The organism is Streptomyces sp. NPDC058092 (genome assembly GCF_042884935.1).
GTDB lineage: Bacteria > Actinomycetota > Actinomycetes > Streptomycetales > Streptomycetaceae > Streptomyces.
This window is the reverse complement of sequence record NZ_JBHVSY010000011.1, coordinates 208399-228178: the sequence shown is the minus strand read 5'-3', so window position 1 is coordinate 228178 and position 19780 is coordinate 208399. Positions and strand designations below refer to the sequence as shown.

24 protein-coding genes are annotated in these 19780 nt (G+C 70.3%); 13 read left to right on the top strand and 11 right to left on the bottom strand.

Annotated elements, in window-relative coordinates:
• Positions 1–121: 121 nt before the first annotated feature.
• Positions 122–772, top strand: a complete 651-nt coding sequence (locus tag ACFVV1_RS20440; RefSeq protein ID WP_389990846.1) for a DsbA family protein — start codon at positions 122–124, stop codon at positions 770–772.
• Between the two features lie 181 nt (positions 773–953).
• On the opposite strand, the gene ACFVV1_RS20435 is transcribed toward ACFVV1_RS20440, so the two are convergent.
• The gene (locus tag ACFVV1_RS20435; protein WP_389990844.1) at positions 954–1487 is read right to left on the bottom strand and encodes a DUF4240 domain-containing protein; all 534 of its coding nucleotides are present in this window, start codon (positions 1485–1487) and stop codon (positions 954–956) included.
• Positions 1488–1570: 83 nt separating this feature from the next.
• Between ACFVV1_RS20435 and ACFVV1_RS20430 the strand changes: the two genes are divergently transcribed.
• The 6 genes from ACFVV1_RS20430 (at position 1571) to ACFVV1_RS20405 (ending at position 6690) form a co-directional block, all read left to right on the top strand.
• On the top strand, positions 1571–2248 hold the full coding sequence (locus tag ACFVV1_RS20430) for an RNA polymerase sigma factor (protein ID WP_389990842.1): 678 nt from the start codon (positions 1571–1573) through the stop codon (positions 2246–2248).
• A complete protein-coding gene (locus tag ACFVV1_RS20425) occupies positions 2245–3087 on the top strand; it encodes a zf-HC2 domain-containing protein (RefSeq protein WP_389990840.1) in 843 nt (280 codons plus the stop codon). Before ACFVV1_RS20430 ends, ACFVV1_RS20425 begins: the two co-directional genes overlap by 4 nt.
• The gene (locus ACFVV1_RS20420; RefSeq protein ID WP_389990940.1) at positions 3087–3962 is read left to right on the top strand and encodes an ATP-binding cassette domain-containing protein; all 876 of its coding nucleotides are present in this window, start codon (positions 3087–3089) and stop codon (positions 3960–3962) included. Before ACFVV1_RS20425 ends, ACFVV1_RS20420 begins: the two co-directional genes overlap by 1 nt.
• The gene (locus ACFVV1_RS20415; protein ID WP_389990838.1) at positions 3959–5443 is read left to right on the top strand and encodes a hypothetical protein; all 1485 of its coding nucleotides are present in this window, start codon (positions 3959–3961) and stop codon (positions 5441–5443) included. The genes ACFVV1_RS20420 and ACFVV1_RS20415 overlap by 4 nt, the downstream gene beginning before the upstream one ends.
• An 84-nt stretch (positions 5444–5527) precedes the next feature.
• Positions 5528–6217, top strand: a complete 690-nt coding sequence (locus ACFVV1_RS20410) for a hypothetical protein (RefSeq protein ID WP_389990836.1) — start codon at positions 5528–5530, stop codon at positions 6215–6217.
• Positions 6205–6690 (top strand): GNAT family N-acetyltransferase, encoded by a 486-nt coding sequence (locus tag ACFVV1_RS20405; RefSeq protein ID WP_389990834.1) that lies wholly within the window; start codon positions 6205–6207, stop codon positions 6688–6690. The genes ACFVV1_RS20410 and ACFVV1_RS20405 overlap by 13 nt, the downstream gene beginning before the upstream one ends.
• A gap of 49 nt (positions 6691–6739) precedes the next feature.
• Here the strand turns inward: ACFVV1_RS20405 and ACFVV1_RS20400 are convergent, their stop codons facing one another.
• Together ACFVV1_RS20400 and ACFVV1_RS20395 are read right to left on the bottom strand one after the other, a co-directional pair.
• Entirely contained in the window at positions 6740–7666 is a 927-nt protein-coding gene (locus ACFVV1_RS20400; protein ID WP_389990832.1) for an NADP-dependent oxidoreductase, read from the bottom strand.
• Between the two features lie 74 nt (positions 7667–7740).
• A complete protein-coding gene (locus ACFVV1_RS20395) occupies positions 7741–8955 on the bottom strand; it encodes an MFS transporter (RefSeq protein ID WP_389990830.1) in 1215 nt (404 codons plus the stop codon).
• A 61-nt stretch (positions 8956–9016) separates the two neighbouring features.
• Here ACFVV1_RS20395 and ACFVV1_RS20390 point away from each other — a divergent pair, with 61 nt between their 5' ends.
• A complete protein-coding gene (locus ACFVV1_RS20390) occupies positions 9017–9994 on the top strand; it encodes an ArsR/SmtB family transcription factor (RefSeq protein WP_389990828.1) in 978 nt (325 codons plus the stop codon).
• Between the two features lie 88 nt (positions 9995–10082).
• Here the strand turns inward: ACFVV1_RS20390 and ACFVV1_RS20385 are convergent, their stop codons facing one another.
• Together ACFVV1_RS20385 and ACFVV1_RS20380 are read right to left on the bottom strand one after the other, a co-directional pair.
• Complete coding sequence (locus ACFVV1_RS20385; protein ID WP_389990826.1) at positions 10083–10427, bottom strand: hypothetical protein; 345 nt, start codon at positions 10425–10427, stop codon at positions 10083–10085.
• Positions 10424–10828, bottom strand: coding sequence for an ATP-binding protein (locus ACFVV1_RS20380; protein WP_389990824.1), 405 nt, complete (start codon positions 10826–10828; stop codon positions 10424–10426). The genes ACFVV1_RS20385 and ACFVV1_RS20380 overlap by 4 nt, the downstream gene beginning before the upstream one ends.
• Before the next feature lie 235 nt (positions 10829–11063).
• Here ACFVV1_RS20380 and ACFVV1_RS20375 point away from each other — a divergent pair, with 235 nt between their 5' ends.
• Positions 11064–11915, top strand: coding sequence for a helix-turn-helix domain-containing protein (locus ACFVV1_RS20375; RefSeq protein ID WP_389990822.1), 852 nt, complete (start codon positions 11064–11066; stop codon positions 11913–11915).
• Positions 11915–12121, top strand: a complete 207-nt coding sequence (locus ACFVV1_RS20370; protein WP_389990820.1) for a DUF397 domain-containing protein — start codon at positions 11915–11917, stop codon at positions 12119–12121. Before ACFVV1_RS20375 ends, ACFVV1_RS20370 begins: the two co-directional genes overlap by 1 nt.
• Here the strand turns inward: ACFVV1_RS20370 and ACFVV1_RS20365 are convergent.
• Together ACFVV1_RS20365 and ACFVV1_RS20360 are read right to left on the bottom strand one after the other, a co-directional pair.
• Positions 12111–12950 (bottom strand): MOSC domain-containing protein, encoded by an 840-nt coding sequence (locus ACFVV1_RS20365; protein WP_389990818.1) that lies wholly within the window; start codon positions 12948–12950, stop codon positions 12111–12113. The genes ACFVV1_RS20370 and ACFVV1_RS20365 overlap by 11 nt on opposite strands.
• Positions 12947–13597: a CatB-related O-acetyltransferase gene (locus ACFVV1_RS20360; protein WP_389990816.1), complete on the bottom strand. Its 651-nt coding sequence runs from the start codon at positions 13595–13597 to the stop codon at positions 12947–12949. Before ACFVV1_RS20360 ends, ACFVV1_RS20365 begins: the two co-directional genes overlap by 4 nt.
• A gap of 82 nt (positions 13598–13679) precedes the next feature.
• Between ACFVV1_RS20360 and ACFVV1_RS20355 the strand changes: the two genes are divergently transcribed.
• Both ACFVV1_RS20355 and ACFVV1_RS20350 read left to right on the top strand, forming a co-directional pair.
• The gene (locus ACFVV1_RS20355) at positions 13680–14348 is read left to right on the top strand and encodes an O-methyltransferase (protein WP_389990814.1); all 669 of its coding nucleotides are present in this window, start codon (positions 13680–13682) and stop codon (positions 14346–14348) included.
• Positions 14349–14538: 190 nt separating this feature from the next.
• Positions 14539–14667, top strand: coding sequence for a hypothetical protein (locus ACFVV1_RS20350; protein ID WP_389990812.1), 129 nt, complete (start codon positions 14539–14541; stop codon positions 14665–14667).
• 633 nt (positions 14668–15300) lie between these two features.
• Here the strand turns inward: ACFVV1_RS20350 and ACFVV1_RS20345 are convergent.
• Entirely contained in the window at positions 15301–15573 is a 273-nt protein-coding gene (locus ACFVV1_RS20345; RefSeq protein ID WP_389990811.1) for a hypothetical protein, read from the bottom strand.
• A gap of 100 nt (positions 15574–15673) precedes the next feature.
• On the opposite strand from ACFVV1_RS20345, the gene ACFVV1_RS20340 reads away from it, so the two are divergent.
• Entirely contained in the window at positions 15674–15931 is a 258-nt protein-coding gene (locus ACFVV1_RS20340) for a hypothetical protein (RefSeq protein WP_389990809.1), read from the top strand.
• Positions 15932–16225: 294 nt separating this feature from the next.
• Here ACFVV1_RS20340 and ACFVV1_RS20335 read toward each other — a convergent pair whose 3' ends face one another.
• The 3 genes from ACFVV1_RS20335 to ACFVV1_RS20325 all read right to left on the bottom strand — a co-directional run bounded on the left by ACFVV1_RS20335 (position 16226) and on the right by ACFVV1_RS20325 (position 19739).
• Complete coding sequence (locus ACFVV1_RS20335; protein WP_389990807.1) at positions 16226–16867, bottom strand: superoxide dismutase; 642 nt, start codon at positions 16865–16867, stop codon at positions 16226–16228.
• Between the two features lie 98 nt (positions 16868–16965).
• On the bottom strand, positions 16966–17880 hold the full coding sequence (locus tag ACFVV1_RS20330; RefSeq protein WP_389990805.1) for a serine/threonine-protein kinase: 915 nt from the start codon (positions 17878–17880) through the stop codon (positions 16966–16968).
• Positions 17877–19739: an ABC transporter ATP-binding protein gene (locus tag ACFVV1_RS20325; RefSeq protein ID WP_389990803.1), complete on the bottom strand. Its 1863-nt coding sequence runs from the start codon at positions 19737–19739 to the stop codon at positions 17877–17879. Before ACFVV1_RS20325 ends, ACFVV1_RS20330 begins: the two co-directional genes overlap by 4 nt.
• Between the last annotated feature and the right edge of the window lie 41 nt (positions 19740–19780).

Here is a 19780-nt window from a genome sequence, read left to right as displayed (position 1 = left end):
TTGTGTCACGTTCGAATAGTTTTGATCCTCCCATGCCGCCACTCGGCCGGGCATGCGGGAATGGCCGGTGCGCCCGGAGGCGTTCTCGCGCACAGGTGCGAACGCCCTTAAGAGGAGACACATGTCTGACAACAGCACGGCGACCGGCAAGACCCCTGCCGATTTCTGGTTCGACCCGCTCTGCCCCTGGGCCTGGATGACCTCCCGCTGGATGCTGGAGGTGGAGAAGGTCCGTGACGTCGAGGTCCGCTGGCACGTGATGAGCCTCGCCGTTCTCAACGAGGACAAGCTCGACGAGCTGCCGGAGGAGTACCGCGACCTCCTGGAGAACAAGGCCTGGGGCCCGGTACGCGTCGTCATCGCCGCCCAGCAGAAGCACGGCGACGAGATCGTCGGCCCGCTCTATACCGCGCTCGGCACCCGCTTCCACAACCAGGGCGAGGGCCCCACCCGCGAGGCGATCGTGGGTGCGCTCGGGGACGTCGGCCTGCCGGCCGAGCTGGCGGACTTCGCGGACTCGGACGTGTACGACGCCGAGCTGCGCGCCTCCCACAAGGAGGGCATCGACAAGGTCGGCCAGGACGTCGGCACCCCGGTCATCGCCGTCCCGGGCCCGGACGGCGAGCAGATCGCCTTCTTCGGCCCGGTCGTCACCCCCGCCCCGAAGGGCGAGGAGGCGGCGAAGCTGTGGGACGGCACCCTGCTGGTGGCGTCGATCCCCGGCTTCTACGAGATCAAGCGGACCCGGACTGCCGGGCCCAATTTCGAGTGACCCCGCGCGGGCGAGGAGCCGAGTAGCCCCGCAGTGGCGGGGAGCAGTACATCAACCGGACGCGGACCCAGGGACCGATCGGGCCATCCCCGCACGGCCATCCCCGCATTTACAGGGAAGTGCTTCCGGTACAACGAGCGCGGGCTCCGCGAGTGACGGATCGCGGGGCCCGCACCCCGCCTCACGCGTACAGCGCGTCCAGCTTCGGCAGCCGCCGCGCCACCCGCTCCGTGTCGTCGAAGTCGAAGTCCCACTCCGGGTCCAGGCCGGGGTAGTCGATCGTGAACGAGTTGTCGGGCAGGTCCTCGCCCGACGCCGCCCGATGCGCGTCCCAGGCGATCCCGAGCGTCCTTTCGCACTCCATCTCCAGGCCCTCGGGCGCAGCGGCCCTGATCACCGGCAGCTCGGCCAGCGTGTCCGGATCGGCGACGACCCGCTCGAACACCTCACGCCCCTGCGCTATCAGCCAGCCCCGGAAGTAGTCGAAACCGTCGTCGGAACAGCCCCCGTTGATCGTGTACGCCGCAGCCCAGAGCGGCGCCCGGTAGGAAGCGGCCATCTGGTCCCAGAGCAACTGCTGCGCCGCGACGATCTCGTCCCGGGGCCGGGCGGCGAGCAGCGCGGAGGCCCGCTCGACGACGGCCTCCGCATCCGCCGGGTTGGTGACCTGTGCGCGGGCGTCGTCGATCAGATTCCAGAAGTCCGTGGTGTCCATGCGGTGCAGCATGCCGGAGGGGTCTGACAGTCGGGTGGGCGTGCTGCAGCCGTCCCGGGCTGTGTGGCGCGCGTCACATCTCGATGGTGAACCGGTCGGCCCGCCCCGGACGACGAAGGGGTGTGAATAGAGAGCCGCTGGACGCGGATACCGAGGCGGACCTCGTGGCGGCGGTCGCCGACGGGGACCGCGTCGCCTTCGAGCTGCTCTACCGTCACTACGCCCCGTGGCTGACCACCAGGCTGCGCCATCGCTGTGCCGACGAATCATTGCTCGACGACATCGTCCAGGAGACGTTCCTGGGCCTCTGGCGCAGCTGTTCCTCGCCCGGCCGGCCGCCGCCGCGGATCGACGACATGGCGGGCTGGCTGTGGCGCGTCGCCTCCCGGCGGCTCGTGGACCAGGCCCGTGCGGGCGGTGCCCGCGCACGGCTGTGGCAGGCGTTGCGACGGGTGCGCCCGCGCGTCGAGCAGTCCGCCGAGGAGCGGGTGCTCGACAGCGCCGGACACGGTGACCTGGCCGACGCGCTGGCCCGGCTGCCCGCCGAGTTGCGGCAGATCATGCAGACCCTGGTCGTCGACGGCCTGACCGTACGCCAGACGGCGAGCCTGCTGGAACTGCCGCCCGGCACGGTGAAAACCCGCGCGATGCGCGTCCGCACGCTGCTGAAGCGGGAACTCGGGGGCCCGCGACCAGGACCCGAACCGGAACCAGAACCAGGACCGGGCCCGATGCCCGGGCGCGCAAGGAGGCGACGATGACGACGTACCGGAGCGGCGACCCGCACCCGCCCGACCCCCTGCTCCACAGCTACGTACGCGGCGAGCCGGCAACCGCCGCCCTGCGCACCGTCGAACCGCATCTCGACAGCTGCCGGCTCTGCCGCGCGAGGCTCGCCGACCACCTCGGCCCGGACGCCGTGGACCGTGGCTGGGAGCTGCTCGACGCGGCGATCGACGCGCCCGTGCCGGGCCCGGGGGAGCGGCTGCTGCTGCGGACCGGGGTGCCGGACCACCTGGCCAGGCTGCTGGCCGCGACCCCGGCGCTGCGCGCGTCCTGGGTCGGCGGGGCCGCCCTGACGCTGCTGCTGGCCGCCCTGGCCGCACGGCTCGCGGAACCGTCCGGCACCCCTCTGGTCTTCCTCGGCCTCGCCCCGCTGCTGCCCGTGGCCGGTGCGGCCGTCTCGTACGGCAGGCGCTGGGATCCCGCGCACGACATGGGCCTGGTGACCCCCGTGCGGGCCTTCCGGCTCGTCCTGCTGCGCACCGCGGTCGTGCTCGCCACCTGCGTCGCACTCACCGCTGCCGCGAGCACGGTGCTGCCCGGACCCGCGCTCGCCACCCTCGGCTGGCTGCTGCCGGGATGCGCGCTCACCGCGGTGAGCCTCGCCCTCGCCGCCCGGATGGAATCCACCACAGCGGCGGCAGTGGCCGGGGCCGGCTGGCTGGCCCTCCTGGCCGTCACCCGCGAATCGCACGCCGTCTTCACCGCCCAGGGACAGCTCGCCTCGGCCGCGGTACTCGCCGCGGCCTCAGCGGTCGTCCTGCTCTCCCGTACCGCGTTCGACCGACCCGCCCACAGGTGGAGGACTGCCCAATGATGACCGAAAACACCGTCGAAGTGCGGGAGTTGGGTGTGCGGTACCGCCGCTCCGTGGCGCTCGAATCGGTGACCCTGTCGCTGCGGGCCGGAGTCACCGGCCTGCTCGGGCCCAACGGCGCCGGCAAGACCACCCTGCTGCGCGCCCTGGCCACCGCACTCGTCCCCGACACCGGGGAGATCAGCGTGCTCGGCCGCGACCCCCGCGACCCCCGGGAGCGGACCGAGATCCGGCGGCGGATCGGCTTCCTGCCGCAGGACCCCGGCTTCCATCCGCACTTCACCGCCTTCGAGTTCGTGGACTACGTCGCGATCCTCAAGGAGATGACCCACCGGGCACGCAGGCACGACGAGGTCCGCCGGGTGCTCGACGCCGTGGGGATGAGCGAGCACCGAGGCCGGAGAATGAAAGCCCTCTCGGGCGGAATGCGACAGCGGGTGGCACTGGCCGCCGCGCTCGCGGGCGCGCCCGAAATCCTCGTCCTCGACGAGCCGACCGTCGGACTCGACCCCGAACAACGCTTGAGATTCCGTGAGTTGATCGCTGAAGTCGGTGAGGGGCGTACGGTCCTGCTCTCCACCCACCAGACGGAGGACGTCTCCGCGCTCTGCCATCGCGTCGTCGTGCTCGACCACGGGGCCGTGAAGTTCGACGGCGAACCGGCGGGGCTGAGCGCCGTCGCCGAAGGGCGGGTGTGGACCAGCGCCGAACGCGACCCGCGCGCACTCGCCGGCTGGCGCACCGGTACGGGAACGTTCCGCAGCATCGGCAGCCCGCCGTCGGGCGCCCGGACGGTGGCCCCGACGCTGGAGGACGGCTATCTGCTGCTCCTCGACGCCACGGCCCGAACGCTGGGACAGGAGGCCTCGGCATGACTGCTACGACGACCGAGGCCCTCGCACGACCCGGCGGCCGTACGGAATCCGGGGCGCGATCCGCCACGTGTTCACTGGCCCGGACGGAAGCGGTGCGGCTGCTGCGGCACCCCGCCGTACTCGTCGCGTTCGCGCTGTACGCGGCGCAGTGGGCCTACAGCGCGTACTCGGGGAACGAGAGCTACCCGGTGCTGCAGGACGAGGACCGCTACACCCAATTGCCGCTCCTGCTCATTGCGGCGGGAGCGCTCCTCGCGGCCAACCTCGCCGCACTTCGCCCCCACCGCCACGGCACCGACGCGATGTTCGACCTCCTGGTGCTTGCGCCCTGGTGGCGCACCTGCGCCCAGCTGCTCTCCCTGCTGCCGCTCGCCGCCCTGTCGGCGGCCGTCGCCGGGGCCCGTATCGGTTACGCGGCCGCTCAGGACGCGGCAGTCGGCCGTCCCTCCGGGGCCGAACTCGCCACCGGGCCGCTCGTCGTCCTGCTGGCCGGCGCGATCGGCGTCCTCGCGGCCCGCCTCGTGCGGTCCGTGGCGGCCGGGCCGCTCATGGTGGCCGGGCTCGGCGTCGCGACGGTGGTGGGCGCCCTCCAAGCGCAGTCGGACTGGCGCTGGTGGGGTCTCGTCGCCGTGGAGGACGAGAACCAGGCACCGCTGCCCAGCGCCCTCATGTACCGTCCGGCAGGCTGGCATCTGCTCTATCTCGCCGCACTGCTGGCCCTGGTGGCGGCGGTGGCCCTGCTGCGCTCCGGCCGCCACGTCACCACCGGCTTCGGGGCGGTGACCGGCCTCGCGCTGGCCCTCGCGGTCGTCGCGGGATGCGTGCAGCTGCGCGGTGTGCCGGACGAGGTGTCCCGGGCCCGCGCGGCGGCCGAACAGGCCCCGTCCGCGCAGCAGGTGTGCGGCACGCGCGGGTCCGTCGACTACTGCGCGTTCCCCGAGTTCGCGGTCCGCTCCCGGCAGTGGGCGCGGGTCGCCGAAGGGGTGCTGCGGTGGGTGCCGCAGGAAGCGCGGGAGAAGCGGTACGTCGTACGTCAGCACATCGTTCCGGCCACGCCCGCCCCGCTGCCCCTGGAGAGCTGGGCGGCCGACGACCGTGCGGCCGGGCTCCCTGCCGGCCGGCACCGACTGGGGCACGCACAGCGACGTGGCGGGCGACCGGATGCTCGCCTTCGCCGGAAGCCTCGCCCACCGGTCGGTGACCCAGGGGTCCTCACCCGGCCCCGAACACGGCGTGGTCTGCCGGTCCCGGGGAGTGCTCACGCTCTGGCTCGCCGTCCGGTCGACCGCCGATACCCGGGACGCCTACGACTCCCTGACCAAGCGGTCCTTCGGCGGCATCACGCTCAACGGCTTCGACGCGGCCACCGGACTCGGCTTCAACCGGCGCGAACAGGACCTCGTGGACGCGCTGTTGAAACGGAACGCCACCGAAACCGGTGCCAGGGTGAAGCGGTCCTGGGCCGAGCTCACCGCACCTGACACCACCACCGACCGGGCAGCCGCCCTCCTCGGTGTCCCCGCACCCCCGCCCGCGACCCGGGACGACGAGGGGGTGTGCGCCGCATGAGCCTCGCCTCCTCCGGCGCGGTGCTCCGCGCCCTCCTGCGGCCCGACCTGCGCGCGGCCCGCACCCGCCCGCTGCTGGCAGCCGGAACGGCTGGACTGGCCGTCACGGCAGGCCCCGCCGTGTTCTCCACCCACGTCGAACCGGCCCCGGCAGCGCTGCTGTTGCGGATCGCCACCGTGCTCGGCGCCCTCGGGCTCGCCTTCCTCCTGGACGACCCCGCCGCTCGTACGACCGAGGTGCTGCCGGTGACAAAGGCACTGCGCAAGGGCCTGCGGATGACCCTCGGGCTGATGGCCTTCGGTCTGTTCTGGGGTGCCTCGGCAGGCCTCTCCCGCCTCGGTGTGGACGCCGGGGCGCGGGAGTCGTTCCCGGTCGGCGCCCTCGCGACGGAGGGCGCCGCGCTTGCCGCGCTCACGCTGACCCTGGCCCTGCTGGGGCTGCGGTACTCGGCCTCCGGATCGGGCAGCCCGCCGGCGGCCTCGGCACTGATCCTGCTGCTCGCGACGGCGCTCCTGCTGCCGGACCCGTCCACCCTGTTCCCCGCACCTGGCGCTGCGAACGGGGACGCCGCCACTCTCCGTTGGGGCATCCTGCTCGTCCTCGCGCTGTGCTTCAGTGGGTGGGAGCTGCGCGAGCGGCGAACCGTACACCGAGGGAAAGGAGTCCGGCGGACATGGCGGACATGACGGACATGGCGGACGTGAACGTACGACCGGCACAGCGGTCCGAGGCCGCGGCGCTGACCGAGCTGGCCCTGGCATCGAAGGGCCACTGGGGCTACGACGAGGCGTTCCTCGCCGCCTGTCGCGACGAACTCAGCCTGCACCCGGCCGACATCGACCCCCGCCGCACCGCGGTCGCCGAGGAGGACGGCCGCGTCCTGGGCTTCACCACCCTGGACGGCGACCCGCCCGAGGGCGCCCTCGGCATGATGTTCGTCGCCCCGGACGCGCTGGGCCGGGGCATCGGCCGGCTGCTGTTCGAGCACACCACGACAGAGGCCCGCCGCCTCGGCTTCGTACGCCTCACCATCGACGCCGACCCGAACGCGGAACCGTTCTACCTCGCGATGGGCGCGGTACGGATCGGAGTGACCCCGTCGGGATCGATCCCCGGCCGTGAACTGCCGCTGCTGGAGTACGCGTTCACGCCCCACTGACCTCCTGCCGGGGGCCGGTACGGGCGTACCGGGCCCCGGCCCACCGGCGTCAGCCCGGAACGATGACGAGCTTGCCGCGTACGTGGCCGCCTTCGCTCTCCCGGTGGGCGTCGGCCGCCTCGGACAGCGTGTACGTGCGAGCCACCGACAGGGTGAGTTCGCCGTTCTCGGCCAGCGCGGACGCCCGCTCAAGACGCTCACGGAGCGCACCGGCGCCGGCGAACACAAAGCGCACGCCGTGTTCCTCCGCCCGGTGGTCGGCGATGGTGACCACGCGCTCCGGCCCGCCGGTCACTTCGACGAGGGCCGGCAACGAGCCCTTTCCCGCGGTGTCGAATGCCGCGTCCGCGCCGTGCGGCGCGATGGCGCGGATCCGCTCGGCGAGCCCCTCCCCGTAGAGCACCGGCTCGGCGCCGAGCGAGCGCAGATAGGCGTGGTTGCGCGCGCTCGCGGTACCGATCACGGTCGCGCCGAGATGCCTGGCGATCTGCACGGCCACGGACCCGACACCGCCGGCGGCACCGTCCACGACCAGCGTCTCCCCGGCCTTCACACCGAGGTCGTCGAGCGCCTGGTAGGCCGTGTTGACCGCCACCGGCAGCCCGGCCGCGATCTCCCAGGACACGCTTGCGGGCTTTCGCGCGAGCTGCGCCGCGGGCGCCACCACGAACTCGGCGTAGCCGCCCGCACCGATCGAACCGAAGACCTCGTCACCCGCCACGAAGTCGCTCACGCCTTCGCCGACGTCCCGCACGACACCGGCGACGTCGCCCCCGGGCACCGCGGGAAACTCCACCGGCATCGTCGCCGCGACGGCCCCGCTGCGCAGCTTCCAGTCCAGCGGATTCACCCCTGCGGCCCGGACCTCGACCAGCACCGTTCCCGGACCCGGGCGCGGCACCTCGCGTTCCACGACCCGCAGAACCTCGGGTCCGCCGTACTCCGTGAACTGCACTGCGCGGTACGTCTTCACCATGTTCTCCTTCGGCCATGTGAGGTGTACGGCGACCGACCGGGACCGCTGAAGTCCCGTCGAGGCACGAGTCCAAACTATCGAGCACCGGCACCGTCCGAAGCCCCGAGACGCGCCGCGCCGTACACCGCTCCCCGGGCCCGCCGCCCCGCCACGGCCAGGGCCAGGGTTACCGCGAGGGAGGATGCCGCCATCACGGTCATGGCCGTCCCCGGCGAGGTCCGCTGGGCGACGGCACCCGCGAGCGCGGCCGCGACGCCCTGCATGGTGAGCATGCCGGACGAGTGCAGCCCGAGCGCCTGACCGGTGATCTCCTCCGGGGTCAGGGCCATCAGCCGCTCCTGGAGCAGCAGACTCGCCGAGAACCCGACCGAGGCAAGCGCGGCCAGAGCGAACGCCACGGGCAGCGCCGGACGCGCGGCGAAGAACAGATACGGGGCGGCCAGAAGCAGCAGCATCGGCGTGGCCAGTCGCTCCCGCCAACGCTGCGCGACGAACCGGCCCGCCACCGTGTCGCCGACGAGCATCCCCAGTGCGGCGAAGGCGAAGAGGAGCCCCGCGTGCTCGGGGGCGTACGGGACGAACAGCGACTCGCAGCCGACGATCAGCCCGTTCGGCACCCAGAGCGCGAGATAGGCCCGGCGACGGGGGCCCGAGGACCACAGCACGGCATTGGTCCGCCAGGTCTCGGCGGCCGACGGCCGCCCGGCGGCGCGCGGCGGACGGCGTGCCAGCCCGAACCGGGCCACGGCCGCACCCATCAGATACAGGGCGGCGGCGACCAGCAGCGTGCCGCGCGCGGACAGCGTCGTCACCAGCAGGCCGCCGAGCGCGAACCCGCCGATCTGCATCAGGCCGACGCACATGTTGAGTACGGAACGCCCCAGCAGATAGCCGTCCTTGGGCAGGACCTCATTGAGCAGGCCGTACCGCACACCGCCGCCCACCGCGGCGACCGCACCTTCGATCAGGATGATCGCGAAGACGACCGGCAGCGGAAGCCCGGGGACGGCGAGGACGGCGGTGGCCAGCCCGAAGGCGAGCGCCATGCCGGTCATCGCGGCCCGTGGCGGCAGCCGGTCCGCCGCCGACATCAGCACGGTCGCCCCGATCACCTGTGCGAGCGAGGAGCCGAACATGGACAGGGCGGCGAGCAGCGGCGAGTCGGTCGCGGCATAGACGAGGGTGCCGAGGGCCAGCCCGCTCATCGTCGACCCGGCGACCTGTACGGCACTGGTCGCGAAGAGCGGTCCGAACTGCGGCGCTCGGAAGAGTTCCCGGTAGGTGCGCATGCGGGGAGTCTCAGAGGCCGCCCACGGCGACCGTTACTGTTTCGCGGGGAGGCGAAACGTCATGAGCATGTGGCAGATCAACACGGACACGCTCGCGGGGAGCCGGTTCGTCGTCTCGCCGCTCGCCGAGACCATCTCCGCCCTGAACGCCCTGGAGAGGGCACGGGCCGAGCACCCCGGCGAACGGGCTTGGCTCGACGCCCATCTGCCCGCCTACCGGGCCCGGCAGGCCGCCGACCCGGTCGCCGCCCGCCTCGTACCGGCGGCGCTCGGCGGCAGCTGGAGCGCGGACTTCATCACGCCCACACCGATGGGCGAGGGTGCGCCGTCCTTCGAAGAGGAGCTGGCCCCGGTCCGGGCGACCACGTCCGAGCGCGCCCGAGCGGATCTGATGGTGTCCCTCGGCGGCGCTCCGCTGCCGGCCCTCCTGGACCGCGACGACCTGGCGCAACGTGCCGCCGACGTCCTGCACTGGGTCTGGCAGCGGACCGTGCTGCCGGACTGGCCGCGCCGCCGCCGGATCATCGAGGCGGACATCGTCGCGCGCACCGGACAGCTGAGCCAGGGCGGCTGGGCGGCCGCCCTGAGCGGTCTGCGTCCGGGCATGCGGTGGCTCGGCGGGAGCCGGCTCCAGATCAGCGCGCACGACTACCCGCCGAAGCAACTGTCCGGCGTGCGCCTGTTCTTCGTCCCGGTCACCCAACGCACCTGCTGGGTGTCCTGGGACGACGACGCCGAGCGGTACGCGGTCGTCTACCCGTGCTCGGGCGCCCTGGCCGACGCGGGGCGGGCGCGGGTGCCCGACAGCCTGGGCCGCCTGCTCGGCCCCGCGCGGGCGGCGGTCCTCGTCCTCCTCGCCGGCCCGAAGAGCACCAGCCAGCTGGTGGCCCTGACCGGCCAGGGGCTGGGCTCGGTCGGCCGCCACCTCAAGGTCCTGCTGGACGCGGGCCTGGCGGGCCGCCGAAGGGCCGGGCGGTCGGTGCTGTACTTCCGCACGGACGTGGGCGACGCACTGGTGGAGGCCCAGCGCCACGACTGAGGGGGGAACTATCGGGTCGGCGGGGACAACACCCTGTACATCGAGACCAAGGGCCTGAGTAGTTGCCGCAAGGCGATCATCTGGGCCGTCATGTCCCATATCGCGGATTCCCTCGACACGGAATCGCGGTGACCGTGCCCACGGGCAAGGCCCGTACGGGGCGCGCAGACCAGTCGATCACGGCCGTTCCCGCGCGTACGGCGTAGGCGTACGGCTCGCCGGCCCTGAGCCGTATGACGGCCTCCCACTGGCCGTGGTCGAGCCAGCGGTAGGTGCGCGCGCGGTCCTCCGCGTCGAACCCGGAGAGCAGGGTCCGTACGGAGACCCGCATCCAGATGAGCGCCTGCGTGGGGGTCGTGGCGTGCTCGGCCCGCACGAGTAGCCCGCCCACGGTGACCTCGCACCGCCAAGCGGTCTTGAGGAGCGGCCTCACGGCAACTCCGCCCGAGTGATGACGAGGTGGGCCCAGACGGTCTTGCCGGGGTCGCGCGGCCGTACGCCCCACTTCGCGGCGACCGCGTCCACGATGACCAGGCCCCGGCCGGAGAGGTCGTCGAGCGTGGGGGTACGGAGCTCGGGCATCCGCCACTGGTACGAGTCGGACACCTCCAGGACGAGCGTGCGGTTGCGACGGCGTAATCCCAGTTCGAAGTGGTCGCCGGTCCCTTTGGCGTGGTTGACGACGTTGGTGCTCAACTCGCTGGCGAGTAGGGCGGTTTCGTCGATGAGCTCGCCGAGTCTCCACTCGGTCAGGACGCTCTCGACATGGCGTCGAGCGGCGGGGACGGAGTCCCTGCGGGCCCGGAATCTCTTGATGTGCGTGCGCCCGGACATGGGTCCCCCAAGGTCGGTGGGCAGACGGGATCGACGTTCACTCAGTGCGCCCAGTGGGGCACACGTTGTGACGTTCTCCACGCTAGAGCGAGACTCGGCTTCTTTGCAACCGAACGCAATCGAGAATTTGCATATTGCTCACGGTCTTAAGCGCCTGGCGTGTAGCGTCCGTTGACGTGCAAACTGGTCACACGCGGTAAGAGGAGGGGACATGCCTGCAGGTGGACGTCCTACTGTGCGCAGCAGGCGGCTTGGCGCGGCGCTCAGGAGGTATCGCGAGGCGGCGAAGCTCGACCAGCACCATGCTGCCGACCACATCGTGGGGTCGAAGGCCAAGATCAGTCGGATCGAGGCCGGCCAGGTCTCGGCACGCCCCGGTGATGTTCGGCTGCTCCTGGAGCTGTACGGCGTGGAGGATCGCGCCGTTTACGAGCAGCTGGAGCAGTTGGCGCGGGCTTCCAACAAGCGTGGATGGTGGCTCAACTATGAATGGGCCACCAAGCCGGAGTACGCCGACTTCATCACGCTCGAATCCGACGCGACGTACATCCGCACTTGGCAACCATTGTTCCTGCCTGGACTCCTACAGACGGACGACTATCTCAGAGCGCTGCTCGGTGCGGGCCTGAAGGTTCATACGTCCGAGGCGATCGACGAAATGGTGGCCATCCGTCAGGCGCGCAGGAAGGTGATCGAGGAGCAGGGCGCCCGATTCGCGGCAGTCATATGGGAGCCCGCGCTCACGGCGCCGATGCCCTCCGGGAAAGCGCATCGCGACCAGCTCCTGCACATCCTGAACGTGGCTCAGCGGCAGAACGTCAGTGTTCAGGTGCTCCCGGCCACGGAATGGGAGGCCGCACACATGGCCTCGCACTTCGTCATGTTCAACTTCGGTCCCGAACCCGCCCCGGAAGCGGTCGCTTTCGACAGCACGACGAGCACCGTCATCATCGAGGATCTTGAAGAGATGGCTACGCATGCGCAGATCTTCGAAGCTCTCAGATCGGCGGCGCTGACGCCCGCGCAGTCGCTCACGTTCCTGCGTGAGCACATTGCAAGCATCCCTGAGAGCGAGAAAGAGCAGTAATGAGGAACCAGCAGATCGTCACCGAGTTCAAGAAGTCCAGCGCCTCGCAGGGAGGGCAGCAGGACTGCGTGGAGGTGGCCCACACCGCCGACGGCGGCCGGGCTGTCCGGGACAGCAAGAACCGTGACGGCGGGCTTCAGTTCTACGCCCCCGAGGGGTGGGCCGCGTTCATCGACGGGGTGAAGGCCGGGGTCTTCACGGGCTGAGCCAGTCCGCGACCTCGACCACGTCGCCGACGGTCACCACGCCCTCGCAGACCACCGCGTTCTTCGCGCCGAAGCTCACCTTGTTCTTGTACTCCGGCTCGCGCCGGTACGTCGCAAGGGTCCGGACCGGTTCCGGGCCCGCGCGGCGGCCGGTGAGCTGGTCGACGAGCGGAACGTTGCACCGCATCGCCCGTACCGAGTAGGCGAGTTCCACAGTGCCGATGGTCATCCGGCGTACCCGGTCCTCGAAGTGAGGCTCGTCGTTGCCGGTCAGGACGATGTTGGCGCGGAAGCGGTCCATCGGGACGGCCTCGGCGTCGCCCCGGGCGGCGATACGGGCGTTGAGGCCGTCCAGGGAGGCCGTCGAGGCGACCAGCACCGCGTGGGCGTCCGCGAAGTTGACCTTGCCGGGGGTGTCGCCCCAGCCGTCCCGGTCGAAGCCGGGGGCCACCCGTACCAGGCGGGACTTCGCTCCGAGCGCGTCGGAGAACCATTCCGCGACCTCGTCCCCCTGGTCGGCCGCCGTTCCGAGAGGGCGGTCGAACATGCTGACCTCGCGGCGCGGGCCGTCCCGGTCGACCTTCAGGCGGAGTGGCTCGACGCCCTCGGCGGACAGGGCCAACGCCGCCCCGGAGTCCAGGACTTCCACCCTGATCGCGGCCATCGACGGGTGCGTGCGCTGGCTGCGGAAGGCGCCGTCCGCCGCGTCCACCACCATGAATGTCCGGTCGTGTTCGAGGCCGGTCCCGAGGACCTGCGCGGAATCGACCGTGGTACCCGCGCAGCCCTTGACGGGGTAGTAGGTGAGTTCTCGAACGGTGATCGTCACGATGTCCCCTCCGGGGCAGCCGCTTCGAGGTCGTCGATGCTGCCGGACATGATGGTGCGGATGTGTCGGGTGAGATGCTCGGTGGGCCAGTCCCACCAGGCGACGGCCAGGAGCCGGGCGATGGTCTCGTCGTCGTACCGGGTACGGATCAGCTGGGCCGGATTGCCGCCGACGATGCCGTAGTCGGGTACGTCACCGACGACGACCGCGCCGGCGCCGATGATCGCACCGTGCCCGATCCGTACGCCCGGCATCACCATGGAGTCGTAGCCGAACCAGACGTCGTTACCGACGACCGTGTCACCCCGGCCCGGCAGCCCGGTCAGCAGGTCGAAGTGCTCGGCCCAGGAGCCGCCCATGGTGGGGAACGGGAAGGTGGACGGGCCGTCCATCCGGTGGTTGGCGCCGTTCATGATGAACCGCGTCCCGGTCCCCAGCGCGCAGAACTTCCCGATGACGAGCTTCTCGGGTCCGTAGTGGTACAGCACGTTGCGGGTCTCGAACGCGGTCGCGTCGGCGGGGTCGTCGTAGTACGAGTAGTCGCCGATTTCGATCAGTTCGGACTTCACCAGCGGCTTGAGCTGGACGACCCGGGGCTGGCCGGGCATCGGGTGGAGGACGGTGGGGTCGGCGGGGACGAGGCTCATGGGGCCCATCATCGCATTCACCTCGCATGGGGTAAGTTCCTTTTGGGAACTTACAAGGTGTTGAAAGGGGCATGCTGTGACGATGGCGCGATGGACCGAGGTCGACGACTACTTCAACGGCCTGCTGGTGGGCTCGGACGAAGCCCTGGACGCGGCCGTCGAGGCCAGTGACAAGGCTGGACTCCCGGCGATCCAGGTCGCCGCCAACCAGGGCAAGCTGCTGCATCTGCTGGCCAGGCTCCAGGGGGCGAGCACCGTGCTGGAGATCGGCACGCTGGGTGGCTACAGCACCATTTGGCTGGCCCGCGCGTTGCCCGAGGGCGGCAGGCTCGTGACGCTCGAATCCGATCCGGAGTGCGCCGAGGTGGCGCGTGGGAACATCGAGCGCGCCGGCCTGGCGGAGGTCGTCGAGATCCGGGTCGGCCGGGCCCTCGATGCGCTGCCGGAGCTCGCGGCGGAGGGATACGGGCCGTTCGACGTCGTGTTCATCGATGCCGACAAGCCGAGCAACCCCGACTACCTGGCCTGGTCCCTGAAGCTGACCCGGCCCGGCAGCCTGATCGTCGCCGACAACGTCGTACGCGACGGAGAGGTGGCCGACGGCACCAGTGGCGACCCGAAGGTGCAGGGCGTACGCCGGTTCACCGAACTCGTCGCGGCCGAGCCGACGTTGACCGCGACCGCTCTGCAGACCGTCGGTGCCAAGGGGTACGACGGGCTGCTGATGGCGCTCGTCACCGACGGCCGGTAGTCGAGGGGCGGACGGAACGGTCCTTTGGCTCAAGGTCGTGAGGCCACGGGCTGATCGGCGGCGTCAAGATGTCGATGCTGAGGGTGGCCTTGTAGGTACGACGGTCGATTTTGAGTCTTATGTATGTGTAACGAGAGAGTAAGCGCTTGACTGCGCGGGGGCTGACCCGGAGGCGTCGGGCGAGCATGAGGTGGTCCAGAACAGCGCGGCCGATCGCTCCGGCACCACGCAGCAGGTCGGGTATCGGGTCGAGGGCGGTGGTGAGCTTGCGCCGGACGGCCGGACAGCCGCACTCCTCAACTTCACGGTCCTGGGCTAAAGATGCTGGCCAGGAGCTGTTTATCTGCGCAGGGTGCGGGATTGGAAACCCGGTGTGAGGTTGACTCAACAACTTTCAAGCAACGTGAATGTTGTGCCCTGTCGACCGATGAATTGCAGCCCGTTCGGCCCGGTTGAGATCCAAGTCACATGACATATAAACTAAATGAAGAAGGGGGGAAGAAGTTTGAATGTCAACGAGAGTGGGGGTTGATATGCCCCATACATGTGCTCAGCACCAAGGAATCAGGCGAGCGAGAGGGCTTACCGCAGCCGCTGTGGTAGCGGTCAGCACGCTCCTTGGTGGTGTCGGCACAGCGCTGGCGGAGCCCGGTGTCGTAACAGTAGGCGCTTCTCAGCTTGTGCCAAACCAAGGCGGTGGTGGTGGCTACGGCTGGGAGGATGGCTACACGAGCGGCTCCAGGTGTGAGAATCTTTCTTCTACTCATGGGGCTGCCCTCCCGCCTGCTCTTACCGAGAACCTGGCAAAGGCACAGTCCAGTAAGGACCCGACTGCGATAAGGCTGGCGCAAGAAGCGGCGGCGACTTACAAGGACAACTTCGATCGGGGATACAAGGCGGGCGCGGGTACGTCCGATTGCGGCCACCGCAATCAGTTGACAGGCCCTGAGCCTCAGAAGTCGCAGCAAACTGGCCCGACCACGGTCAGCCCGTCGACCACGTCGTCTGCGCCGTTGTCGACCACGCTGACCACGCCGACCACGTCGATCACGCCGACCACGCCGTCCGGCCCGTCGACCACGTCGACCACGTCGACCACGCCGACCACGCCGTCCGGCCCGTCGACCACGCCGACCACGCCGACCACGCCGTCCGGCCCGTCGACCACGCTGACCACGCCGACCACGCCGTCCGGCCCGTCGACCACGCTGACCACGCCGACCACGCCGTCCGGCCCGTCCGTGACCGGCCTGCCCCTAGGCCCCGGTTGTGAGCCCGGATCCCTTGCCTGCCAGCATTACTGTGGCCAGTTCTCGTGCGGTGCCGTGACGCTGCCAACCGACCAATCCAATGCGCTCGCACCCACCACCAGTTCGAGTGCCGAGACGGTGCAGCCGACTGACCAGTCCGCGAGTGCCGAGACGGTGCAGCCGACCGATCAGTCCGCGAGTGCCGAGACGGTGCAGCCGACCGATCAGTCCGCGAGTGCCGAGACGGTGCAGCCGACTGACCAGTCCGCGAGTGCCGAGACGGTGCAGCCGACTGACCAGTCCGCGAGTGCCGAGATGGCGCCAACCGGCTGATTGGCTCGGCGGGGTTTGACCAGTTCGGTCTTTGGGTCAGGCGGGTGGCCAGAGCGCAGGACGCATTGCACCGGGCGGCTTCCGCCTCGCCGCCCCCCTGGCCGCCGAACACATCGCGGCCTCCACCCGCACCGTCGGTGACGCCTCGACGACGCGCCCACAAGGGCACCCCCGGCACGCAACATGACGGAAGGACCCTCACCTGTCACGTCCAGGTGAGGGTCCTCCTTCATCCGCCTGCCCGGTGAAGGTTGAGAAGACGATCACGAGGCAGGACGTTCACGTGCCTCCCGGTCAGGGCGCGAGCAGCAGCACGTCGGCGCGCTCCTTGGCGGCCGCGTAACGCTTCGCGACGTCCTGCCAGTTGACGACGCGCCACATGGCCTCGATGAAGTCGACCTTCTGGTTCTTGTACTGGAGGTAGAAGGCGTGCTCCCAGGCGTCGAAGACCAGGATCGGAACGGAGCCCTGGCCGACATTGCCCTGGTGGTCGTAGACCTGCTCGACGATCAGCTTTCCGCTGACCGGCTCGTACGCGAGGACGCCCCAGCCGGAGCCCTGCGTGGTGGCGGCGGCCTTCGTCAGCTGGGACTTGAAGCCGGCGAACGAGCCGAACGACTCCGTGATCGCGTCCGCGAGGTCACCGACACCGTCCGCCGCGAGGGGCTCGCCGCCGCCGTCGCCGGTCATGTTGTGCCAGTAGATCGAGTGCAGGATGTGGCCGGAGAGGTGGAACGCGAGGTTCTTCTGGAGCCCGTTGACCGCTCCCCAGGCATCCTTGTCGCGCGCCTCCTCCAGCTGCTCAAGGGTGTCGTTCGCGCCCTTCACATAGGCGGCGTGGTGCTTGTCGTGGTGGAGCTCGATGATCTGCGGATTGATGACCGGTTCGAGCGCCGCGTAGTCGTACGGGAGTTCCGGGAGCGTGTACGTGGCCATGTGGTCGAACCCTCCAGCTGCTGTCCTGTTGTTATTGCAACCTATATGCAAGAGCAGGCTAACAGCAGGAGGGGCCCGAAAGTGATCAGCCCTTCGGACTAGGACTCGTCTCTCCCGTCGGCCGATGACGGGGCGACGCGGCGCCGCTGCCACGGCAGCGTCGCATCGAGAGCATCGGCGAGTTCGGGGACCGTGGGCCTGGCGGTCGGGTCGGGCCGGAGACAGCCGTCGATGGCCGCGGCGACATCACGGGAGAGGCGTCGGCGGGACCTGATCGGCGGAGCCGGTTCCTCAAGCTGCGGATACCAGTCGTCCTGGCCGCCCGTGCCGTCGCCGTCGTCGGTCTCGTCCACGGTCTCGCCGCTGTCGAACGGCGCGTCGCCGGTGGCGACTTCGTACAACGTGATGCCGATGCCCCACACATCGGCCGCGGCCGACAGCGGCCCGCCGCGCGCCTGCTCGGGAGCCAGGTAACAGAAGGTGCCGACGCCCGGCGGGGCGATCCCGGGCGCTCGTGCGGCGCTGAGGTCGAGCACCTTGGGGTGCCCGCAGTCGACCACGACGTTGGACGGCTTGAGGTCCAGGTGCAGCAGACCGTGACCATGGAGGTAGTGGATCGCGGAACACAGCTGCACGCCGAGGAGGGCCACGTCGTCGGCGGCCGGCCGCCTGGACAACCGGCCGATGAGATGCGACAGCGTTTCGCCCGTCAGTGTCTCCAGCACGACGAGCGGCTGGGGCGATTCGAAGGTCTCGTATGCGCGGACCAGGTGCGGATGCGTGAATGTCCGGAGCCAACGGCCCTCTCGCAGCAGCCGGTCGCCCAGCCGCTGCTCGTGGCGGCAGTCGGGGCGCAGGACCTTCATGACACATCGGCAGTCCCGCTCCTCGCTCCACGCGTCGTAGAGGTCGAGCCAGCCGGTCCGGGCCAGGTGCGCCAGGATCTCGTACCCCGGCGCGGGTTTCGTTCCGGGGCCGAGAGGCGGGGCCGGCCGGGCTGTGGCGCGGCTCATGGGAGAACCTTCCGTGGGGATGGGGAGCTGACGAGGGCGGGGCCGGTCACTTCGTTCAGCCGGTGCAGCCGGGCGTAGGTTCCGCCGCGCAGGAGCAGGTCTTCGTGCGTTCCGTACTCGACGACCCGGCCGCGGTCCAGCACCACGGTGGAGGTGGCGTCGCGGACGGTGAACAGGTTGTGGGAGATGACGATGGTGGTCCGCCCGGCCATGAGCCGGCGCAGCGGTTCCATGATCCGGCGGCCCGACCGGGCGTCCAGGCCGGTGGTCGGTTCGTCCAGGAGCAGTACGGGCGCGTTCCTGACCATCGCGCGAGCGATCGCGAGGCGCTGGGCCTGCCCGCCGGACAGGGTTCGGCCACGCTGGCCCACCAGCGTGTCGTAGCCCTCGGGCAGCAGTTGGATGAAGTCATGGGCGTCGGCGGCGCGGGCCGCCGCGACGATGTCCGCCTCCGTCGCGCCCGGCCGGCCGTAGGCGATGTTCTCCCGTACCGTGCCGTGGAAGACCAGCGTCTCCTGGAGGACCACCGCGACGTTCTCGCGCAGCTCGGACAGCTTGAGGTCCCTCAGATCGGTGCCGTCGAGGAGGATTGAGCCCCGGTCCGGGTCGTAGAAGCGCAGTTGAAGCTTCCCGACCGTGGATTTGCCGGCACCGCTCGCGCCGACCAGCGCCAGCGTCGTACCGGGTGTCACGTGGAACGACACGTCAAGGAGCGCCCACCGGGGCGTACCCGGATAGCGGAAGCAGACGCCGTGGAACTCGATGTCGCCCCGGGCGCGCCCGATCCGTCGGGCGTGGGCGGCTTCGACGACCTGGGGGCGCTGGTCGAGCAACTCGATGATCCGCTCGGCGGAGGCGGACGCCGCGTAGAACGTGTTGGCGAGATGGGACAGGTCGCGGATCGGACTGTAGAGATTGCCCAGCAGCGCGAGGAAGACCAGCAGCCCGCCCAGCGTGAGCTGACCCTGCGCCAGCTTCCACGTGCCCAGGCCCATGACGGCCAGCCCGCCGGCCAGCTCGATGGCCTCGACGACCGGGCCGTAGACGGCGCGGATGCGCGCCGAGGCCATCGCCGCGCGGAACTTGCCCACACTCTCGCGTTCGAACCGTCGATCCTCCGACTCCTGCCGGTTGTACGCCTGCACCAGCGCGATGTTGCCGAGTGACTCCTCGGCGATCGCGCTGATGGAGCCGCTGCGCCGCCGCCGCTCGCGCGATGCGGCCTTGATCAGCCGGGAGAAGCGTTGGGCCGCCCACCAGAAGAGCGGCACGATGACGAGCGCGAGGAGGGTCAGATCCCACCGCAGGTAGAACAGCAGACCGAGGAAGACGCCCAACCGGATCACGTAGTACAGGCCGTCCGCCACCCCCGAGAGGAGGAACGTCTCGACCGCGTCGACATCGCCGGTGATACGCGACAGTACGTCCCCCAGCCGTCGCCGTTCGAAGAACCCGAGTGAGAGGCCCTGGACGTGCCGGAACACGTCCGACCGAAGGGTCAGCAGGAAATGCTCGCTGACCCAGGCGGAGGTCACGTCGTCGGCGAATCCCAGAACGCCGGAGCAGATGATGAGCCCTGTGTATGCCAGGGCGATCCAGAGGAAGGGACGCAGATCGCGCGGGACGAGGACGTCGTCCACCACGGCTTTGAAGAGCCAGATCTCGGCCGCGTCGATGACGGGTCCGACCATGCTGAAGACGAGTACCGGGATGAGCCAGCGTCGGCCACCGTGTGTATAGGGCCAGAACCGCCGGAACGCCTCACGCGGTGCTACGGGCGGCGCGGCGGCGACGACTGCGTCGGGATCATCGGCCACCGACAGCAGCCGCCGCAGCACATGAAGCGAGACACGCCTCATAGGACGCGTTCCTCAAAGATTGCCGGCCGGGCGGACCAAGA